At 67.0% G+C, this 7,616-nt stretch carries 6 protein-coding genes; 1 reads left to right on the forward strand and 5 read right to left on the reverse strand.

Annotated elements, in window-relative coordinates; genetic code table 11:
• Positions 1–26: 26 nt before the first annotated feature.
• Together AC1DFE_RS12530 and cobA are read right to left on the reverse strand one after the other, a co-directional pair.
• Positions 27–1,493 (reverse strand): FAD-dependent oxidoreductase, encoded by a 1,467-nt coding sequence (locus AC1DFE_RS12530; RefSeq protein ID WP_476906199.1) that lies wholly within the window; start codon positions 1,491–1,493, stop codon positions 27–29.
• Positions 1,494–1,594: 101 nt separating this feature from the next.
• Positions 1,595–2,866, reverse strand: a complete 1,272-nt coding sequence (cobA, locus tag AC1DFE_RS12535) for a uroporphyrinogen-III C-methyltransferase (RefSeq protein ID WP_476906200.1) — start codon at positions 2,864–2,866, stop codon at positions 1,595–1,597.
• Between the two features lie 277 nt (positions 2,867–3,143).
• On the opposite strand from cobA, the gene AC1DFE_RS12540 reads away from it, so the two are divergent.
• Positions 3,144–5,273 (forward strand): hypothetical protein, encoded by a 2,130-nt coding sequence (locus AC1DFE_RS12540; RefSeq protein ID WP_476906201.1) that lies wholly within the window; start codon positions 3,144–3,146, stop codon positions 5,271–5,273.
• 66 nt (positions 5,274–5,339) lie between these two features.
• Here AC1DFE_RS12540 and AC1DFE_RS12545 read toward each other — a convergent pair whose 3' ends face one another.
• From AC1DFE_RS12545 to AC1DFE_RS12555, 3 genes are all read right to left on the reverse strand, one after another.
• Positions 5,340–6,359, reverse strand: a complete 1,020-nt coding sequence (locus tag AC1DFE_RS12545) for an ABC transporter permease (RefSeq protein ID WP_476906202.1) — start codon at positions 6,357–6,359, stop codon at positions 5,340–5,342.
• Entirely contained in the window at positions 6,349–7,074 is a 726-nt protein-coding gene (locus AC1DFE_RS12550) for an ABC transporter ATP-binding protein (protein WP_476906203.1), read from the reverse strand. Before AC1DFE_RS12550 ends, AC1DFE_RS12545 begins: the two co-directional genes overlap by 11 nt.
• Before the next feature lie 56 nt (positions 7,075–7,130).
• The coding region (locus AC1DFE_RS12555) for an ABC transporter substrate-binding protein (protein WP_476906204.1) at positions 7,131–7,616 on the reverse strand (486 nt) is incomplete at its 5' end.

The raw sequence follows: 7,616 nt of genomic DNA on the forward strand, positions 1-7,616 counted from the left end.
TGTTTAGACTCGCGTTGGTGTCAGAGCTAGACGCTTGCGGCAATCCCGTCGCGGGAGATGGAGACCATGTCCTCGCGCGGCACCACCTTGATGCGCTCACGCACAACCTCAACGCCGTGCGAGCCGCCGGCAGCGGTGGCCTCGGCGCCCAGGGCGAGTTCGTGCGCGTCCAGTGCCAGCCAGCCTTCCCACGTGGTGAATTCCACGCCGCGACTTTCGAGCAGGTCGACGACGGCGCTGGCAGCGGGTGCCTCGGCAACCGGCAGGTTTTCGCGGTCTTCCAGCAGGAAGGTCACGGTCTCGAGGGCATCGCCCTTCGTGTGGCCGATCAGGCCGACCGGTCCGCGCTTGATCCAGCCGGTGGCGTAGATGCCCGGGACGTGCTCGCCAGAGGCGTCCAGGACGCGGCCGCCGGCGTTCGGGACGACGCCCTTCTTGTGGTCGAACTCGATCTCGGGCAGAGCGGAACCGAAGTAGCCGATGGCGCGGTAGACGGCCTGGACCGGGTAATCGATGTACTCGCCGGTGCCACGGGCGTTGCCCGTACCGTCGAGTTCGGTGCGTTCAAACTTCATGCCGCTGACGCGCCCGGGGTTCTCGGCGTCGTCGTAAATTTCCACCGGGCTGTGCAGGAAGTGCAGGTGCAGGCGGCGGGAGGCTTTGAGCTCGGAGACGTCCTCGGGCTGCTCGGCGATCCAGTTGGTAAGCGTTCCGACCATGGTCTTGGTCTGGTTGTTGCTCTGGATCTGGCGGTCAGATTCCTCGTCGAACTCGAAGTCCTCCGGGTACAGGATGATGTCCACGTCCTTGGAGTGGGACAACTCGCGCAGCTCCAGCGGGGTGAACTTGACCTGGGCGGGGCCGCGGCGGCCAAAGACGTGGACGTCGGTGACCGGCGATGCCTTCAGGCCGGCGTAGACGTTGTCCGGGATCTCGGAGACCAGGAGATCGTCGGCGTGCTTGGAGAGGACGCGGGCCACGTCGAGGGCGACGTTGCCGTTGCCGATGACGGCGACCTCCTTGGCATCCAGCGGCCATTCGCGGGCGACGTCCGGGTGTCCGTCGTACCAGGAGACGAAGTCGGCGCCGCCGAAGGAGCCCTCGAGTTCGATGCCCGGGATGTTCAGGTCGGCGTCCTTGATGGCGCCGGTGGCGAAGATGACGGCGTCGTAGTGCGCCTGCAGGTCCTCGATGGAGAGGTCGGTGCCGTAGTCGACGTTGCCGAAGAAGCGGATGTCGCCACGGTCCAGGACCTTGTGCAGGGCGTTGACGATGCCCTTGATGCGCGGGTGGTCCGGGGCCACGCCGTAGCGGATCAAGCCGTAGGGTGCCGGGTAGCGGTCAAAAAGATCGATGCTCACGGTCAGCTCGCCGCTCTTGACGGCCTCGCTCTTGGTGAGGATGTCCGCGGCGTAAACGCCGGCCGGGCCGGATCCGATGACGGCCACGCGCAAGGGGCGGGCAGCGGTTCCTACGGTGGTGCTGGTTGACACGGCTGTGTTCCTTTTCTTCGGTCCCGCCCAGCTGACTCGCAGTTGTTGTCGTTTTGAGGGCTCATAACGACAACAACTGCTAGCCAGTTGGGACTCGGGGGCTAGGGGGTGAGAACGCGGGTTGTGCTTGTGCGGGGTCTGTTGGGGCTGGTGGTGCTGTAGTCAGCGGTTTTGAAGTGCGACGGCGCGAACGGGCTGACGCGGACAACGTCACCGATGACGATCACTGCAGGATTGGCGACGCCGGCGGCCTCGGCCTGGTCGGCAATGGTGCTGAGGGTGCCGATGGTGACGCGCTGGTCCGGCAGGTAGCCGTTTTCCACAATACCAACTGGTGTGTCACCGGGCAGACCGGCCCTGCCGAGGGCGGACGCGGATTCACGCAACTGTCCCACGCCCATGAGGAGCACCACGGTGTGGTCGGCACGGGCCGGAACCTCGGAGAGTTCCTCGTGGCCCGTGACCACGCTGAAGCCTTTCGCCAGGCCGCGGTGCGTGACCGGAATGCCTGCTGCTGCCGGGACGGAGATCGCGGATGTCACGCCGGAAACCACTTCAACCTCGACGCCGTGCCGGCGGCAGAATTCTGCCTCCTCGCCGCCGCGGCCCAGGACGTAGGGGTCCCCGCCCTTGAGTCGGACCACGCGGTGGCCCTGCAGTGCCTCTTCGACGAGGATTCGGTTGATCTCGGCCTGCGGCACGGGGTGGTGGCCGGGGGTCTTGCCGACCTCGATGACCCGGACGTCCGGGGCAAGTTCGTTGAGCAGTTCTCGGGGGCCGAGGCGGTCGGCAACCACGACGTCGGCCTGGCCGAGCAGCCGGCGGCCGCGGACGGTGATGAGGCCGCTGTCGCCCGGTCCGCCGCCCACGAGGGCGACCGATCCGCGGTGGGCACGGCGGCGGCGCAGCGGCAGGTCGCCGGATTCCAGTGCGGTGGCGACGGCGTCGCGCAGGGCCATGGCCCGGCGCGGGTCTCCCCCGGCGTTGACGGCGATCTTGACATCGTCCACTTCCGCGACGGCGGGCGTCCAGGCGGCGGAGGACTCGTGGTCGGAGGCGTTGACGCACCAGACGCGCTGCGCTTCGGCGTCGGAAGCTACGGCCGTGTCCACGGCGGGATCTCCGGTGGCGGTCTGAACGAACCACACGCCGTCGACGTCGTCCGAGCGGTAGGTGCGCGGTTCCCAGGTGAGCAGGCCGGCGTCGGCGAGTTCGCGGAGCGCGGCGGTGGCGTCGGGGGCTACCACGGTGACGCGGGCGCCTGCGTCGAGCAGGCCCTTCGCGCGGCGCGCAGCAACGCGTCCGCCGCCCACCACCAGCACGGGGCGGCCGAGGAGGCGCAGCGCCGTGGGGTAAATGTCCTGAATTGCCATGGATCAACGGTAGGGCTGTGTTACGGGCCCAACCAACGGCGCGGAAACACCAGTTCACGCAAGGTAACGCTGCGTCACATTGCGACAAGTCCCCCGGGGCCGTCTGGCACGGCGCTGACGGAGCGGAATTGTCTGTGGCGAGCCCTACAATAACTCCGATCGGGATTCACCGATCGGTCTCAACATGGGGGAAGGACACTAGTTGTCTCTGCACGAAAAAGTCCGTACGCGGACGCGCCCTGGTCTTCTGACCAGGAGCATTGCCACAGCCGGCAGCATGGCGTTGCTTGCCGGCCTCCTGATGGCCCCGGCAGCACAGGCGCTGCCGATGGAAACGGGCACAATCACGGAGCCCGCACCGGCTCCGGCCGACCCGGCCCCGACTGCCCCGGATCCCGCTCCGACCGACCCGGCTCCTGCGGATCCGGCTCCGTCCGACCCAGCTCCTGCGGATCCGGCTCCGTCAGGCGAGCCGTCGGCGGAGGCTACGCCGACCGAAACGGCACCCGCCGAAGTGACGCCGGCGGAAACATTGCCTGCCGAAGTGACACCAGCCGCTCCCGCAAACGTCGCCCTTCCGCTAATTGAGGGTGACGCCGTCGTCGGCGGCACCCTCACCTCCACCGGCGGAGAGTGGACCGGCGCCGGCTGGCTCCAGTACAGCTGGATCATCGACGGAGCGCCGGTCCAGACCGCCGGTCACGCAGTCGGCGAAGCCGATGTCCTGAACATCGTTCCGTCCATGGCCGGCAAGAGCGTCCAGCTCACCGTCGTGGCGTCGTCGGACGCACAGTCTCCCGGAACCGATGCATCAGCCGCGGCCGTCACCGTTCGCGCAGCCGCCTTCACGGGGGTTGCCTGGAGCAACGCGGTGACCGGCAGGCCTGCCGTCGGGCAGGTGCTGTCTTTGAACGCTCCGCAATGGGACGGCACGGTTGACCAGGCGGCAGTGACCTACCAGTGGTTCCGCGGCACCTTGGCCATCGCGTCGGCCACAACCTCCCGCTACACGGTCACAGCCACCGATGTCGGACAGAAACTGTGGGCCAAGGTGACCCTCTCCGCACCCGGCTTCACTTCGGTGGAACTCTCCTCCGTCCAGGTCACCGGCGTTTCCGCGACCTTCGCCACCGCGCCCGTGCCCACCGTCAGTGGAACCGCCCGTGTGGGCCAGGTGCAGACGGCGAACGCTGGAACGTGGGCTCCCGGCGGTGCTGTGCTGTCCTACCAGTGGTATCGCGGAACAGCGGCGATCACGGGCGCAGTCGGCCGCACCTACACCACGTCCTCGGCCGACTACGGCAAGGCCCTCAAGGTTCGGGTTCGGGCAACCAAGGCCGGCTACGTAACCGTGGACCGCTTCTCCGCAGCACGCACCATTGCGGCCGGGACGATTGTTGCCACCAAGGCCTTGAGCGTCGTGGGAACCCACAGGTACGGCTACACGGTGAAGGTGTCCCAGGGCTGGCCTGCCGGCACCACGATCAGGTACCAGTGGTACAGGAACGGCGTAGCGGTCAGGGGCGGTACCGGATACGCGCTGTACTTCAACCCCAGCTACATCGGCTCACGGGTGTACGTGAAGGTCACGGTCTCCAAACCCGGCTACACAACACGGTCGGTCACCACCGGCGCAGTCACCGTCGGCAGGGCACTCATCACCCTGAAGACGGCGCCGAGGATCACCGGCGGCACGTCGCTGGGCTCGACACTGACCGCCAACGTCGGCACCTACTCCCCCGCGCCGTCGGCCTACGCGTACCAGTGGTACCGCAACGGTGCCGCCATCTCCGGCGCGCGCTACCGCACCTACCGCCTCACCGCCGCGGACAATGGCCGCTCCATCACGGTCCGCGTATCCGCCAGCCTGATCTACTCGGACACCAGGGTGACGATGAGCCTGGCACTGAAGCTGCCGGTCTGGGCCGTGACGGTTCTTCGAGGTGACGGCACGTACCGGGTGGGAACGCAGATCAAGCCGGGGCTGTACAAGTCCACTGGGGGCTCCTTCTGCTACTGGGCGCGGCTCAGCGGGTTCTCGGGAAACGTCAGTGACATCAACGCGAACGACATCGTCTCAGGAGTGACCTACGTGCAGATCCTTCCTGGTGACGTTGGCTTCGAAAGCGATGGCTGTGGAGCTTGGACCACTGTCCCGTCAACTGCGGCAAGGGCCACGAGCATCACCAGGGACGGGACCTACCGGGTAGGGATCGACATCCTGCCGGGAACGTACTACGGATTCGCTTCGGGGGACTTCTGTTACTGGGAAACCTTGAGCGGCTTTTCCGGAACCTTTGACGAAATCTATGACAACGACATCCCCTCTGGGTGGATCGCTGTCACCATCCCGTCTTGGGCAAAGGGCTTCGAAGTCCATGGCTGCGGGACGCTGACCCGCGGCTGACATTGGTTAGCAGAAAGCCCGACGGCGGGAGTCGCCGTCGGGCTTTCAGCTTCAGTACAGAGGTGCTTAGCGGGTGCTGCCTGCCAGGAGGCCGCGGCGCTGGAGCAGGCGCTTCTCGATGGGCGCGAACACCAGCAGCTCGATCAGGATGCCGACGGCCAGAATCAGGAGGATCGCGGACATCACGATGGTCATGTCGGCGAGGTCGCGGCCCTGGTTCAGCATCGAGCCGAGGCCGAAGCCGATGGTGCCGCCCACTGCGATGATTTCCGCGGCCATGAGTGAACGCCAGGAGAAAGCCCAGCCCTGCTTGAGGCCGCTGAGGTAACCCGGGAGTGCCGCGGGCAGGATGATCTGCACGGCCATCTGCAGCCGCGACGCGCCCAGGACAGTGCCCACGCTGCGGTACTGCGGCGGGATCTGGTCCACGCCGGAAATCAGGCCGTTGATGATCGACGGGATAGCGCCCATGAACACCACGAAGTACACCGTGGCGTCGGTGAGGCCGAACCAGATGATGGCGGCCGGCACCCAGGCCACCGACGGCAGAACCTGCAGGCCCGAAATCAGCGGACCGAACGCCCTGCGCAGCGGGGCCACCTGGGCCAGGAGCAGCCCGACCGGCGTGGCAATCGCAACGCTGATGAGGAAGCCCAGGAGCCCGCGCTGCAGCGACGTCCAGATGGCCTCCTGCAGCGAACCCTCGGCCCACAACGTGCCGAACTGCTCCAGCACATCCATGGGGCCGGGTACCTGATCGCGGCGCTTGAGGCCCAGGGAGACGTAGAACTGCCAGATGATGATCAGCACCACGACGGCGGCGACCGGCAGCAGGATCCGGCTCCAGTCGACCCGGGACTTGCGGACAGCGTCCGACTGCAGCGAGTCGAGGCCGGATTCCAGTTCGCGCAGGTCGGCCGAGCCGGTCGAGGACCGGGTCAGCGCGGCGTGGACCTTCTCGGCGGCATTGGTTGAGCGTGGCGAAGCCGGGGCCTCCGCAGGCTCAACCTGGGAGGACTCAGGCTCGAGCAGCGGGGACTCGGTCGTCTCAGGCGACTCCGCCACGGGAGATGAGTTACTTGGCATGGCGGCGGATCTCCTCTCGCAGCCGGGCGGTGATGACCCCGGTCAGCTGTCCGGCAAGACCGGCGTCGGTACGGTGTTCTTCGGTGACTTCCCATTCCTGCACCACGCGGCCGGGCCGGGAGGACAGCAGCAGGACACGCTGGCCCAGTCGGACCGCCTCGCGGACGTTGTGGGTCACAAAGACGATGGTGCGCCCGGTTTCCTTCCAGATGCGCTCAAGTTCGTCGTGCAGCAGGTCGCGGGTGATGGCGTCCAGCGCCGCGAACGGCTCGTCCATGAGGAGCAGCTGGCGGTCCTGCGCGAGCGAGCGTGCCAGGGCCACGCGCTGGCGCATGCCGCCGGACAGCTCGTGCGGGCGCCGGTCTGCGGCCTCGGCCAGGTGGACCAGGTCCAGCAGTTCAGCGGCCTTGACGCGCCGCTCTGCTTTGCCGACGCCGCGCAGCTTCAGAGCCAGCTCCACGTTTTCGCGCGCGGTGAGCCACGGGAACAGGGCAGAGTCCTGGAACATGAAGGCGGCACCGTCGCTGGGCACCTCGAGAGCGCCCGACGTCGGGAGCTCCAGTCCCGCCATGATGTTCAGCAGGGTGGATTTGCCGCAGCCGGACGCACCGAGGAGGGCGACGAACTCGCCCTTGCCGATGACGGCGTTGACGTCGTCCAGCACCGGGGCGCCTTCGCCGAAGCGCTTGCCCAGGTTCTCCAGTACGACTGGCATGGTCCCGTCCTTTGTTCGTGGTGCGTTAAATGCGGCGGTGCAGATGCGGGGCAGCGCTAGTCCTGGCCCAGCCCTGCAGCGGTGGTTTTTTCCGTGGCCACTGAATTCAGCGCGCGGAGGTCGAAGAGGCCGTTAAGGTCGGCCTGCTTGGTTGTGCCGGCGTCCACGCCGTCCTGCAGCAGCTTTTTATACGTTCCCGCCAGCGGGTCCACCGTGAACACGATGTTCTTCAGCGAACGGTCGATGACGTTCCGCGCCAGTGCCTTGCCAGCGTCCTGTTTGAGGGCCGCATTGACGACGACGGCCTTCTCGGCGGACGGGGTGTCGTTGAGCCACTTCACGGCCTCGACGTGGCCCTTGAGCAGGGCTTCCACGGTCTGCGGATGCTCCGCGGCGAACTTCTTGTTCACGATCAGGATGGTGGTGGGGAACTCCCCTGGCTTGCCGGTCAGCGACCCGTCCCACAGGTCCTTCTCATCCACCAGGACCTTCGCGCCGGCCTGGAGCACCAAACGGGAGGCCCACGGCTCGGGCAACCATGC

The organism is Arthrobacter sp. 05T423 (assembly GCF_056396245.1).

Coding starts and splice junctions, on each gene's coding strand:
- cobA (WP_476906200.1), bottom strand. CDS start 2,866: ATGGCAATTCAGGACATTTACCCCACGGCGCTGCGCCTCCTCGGCCGC.
- AC1DFE_RS12540 (WP_476906201.1), top strand. CDS start 3,144: ATGGCGTTGCTTGCCGGCCTCCTGATGGCCCCGGCAGCACAGGCGCTG.
- AC1DFE_RS12545 (WP_476906202.1), bottom strand. CDS start 6,359: ATGCCAAGTAACTCATCTCCCGTGGCGGAGTCGCCTGAGACGACCGAG.
- AC1DFE_RS12550 (WP_476906203.1), bottom strand. CDS start 7,074: ATGCCAGTCGTACTGGAGAACCTGGGCAAGCGCTTCGGCGAAGGCGCC.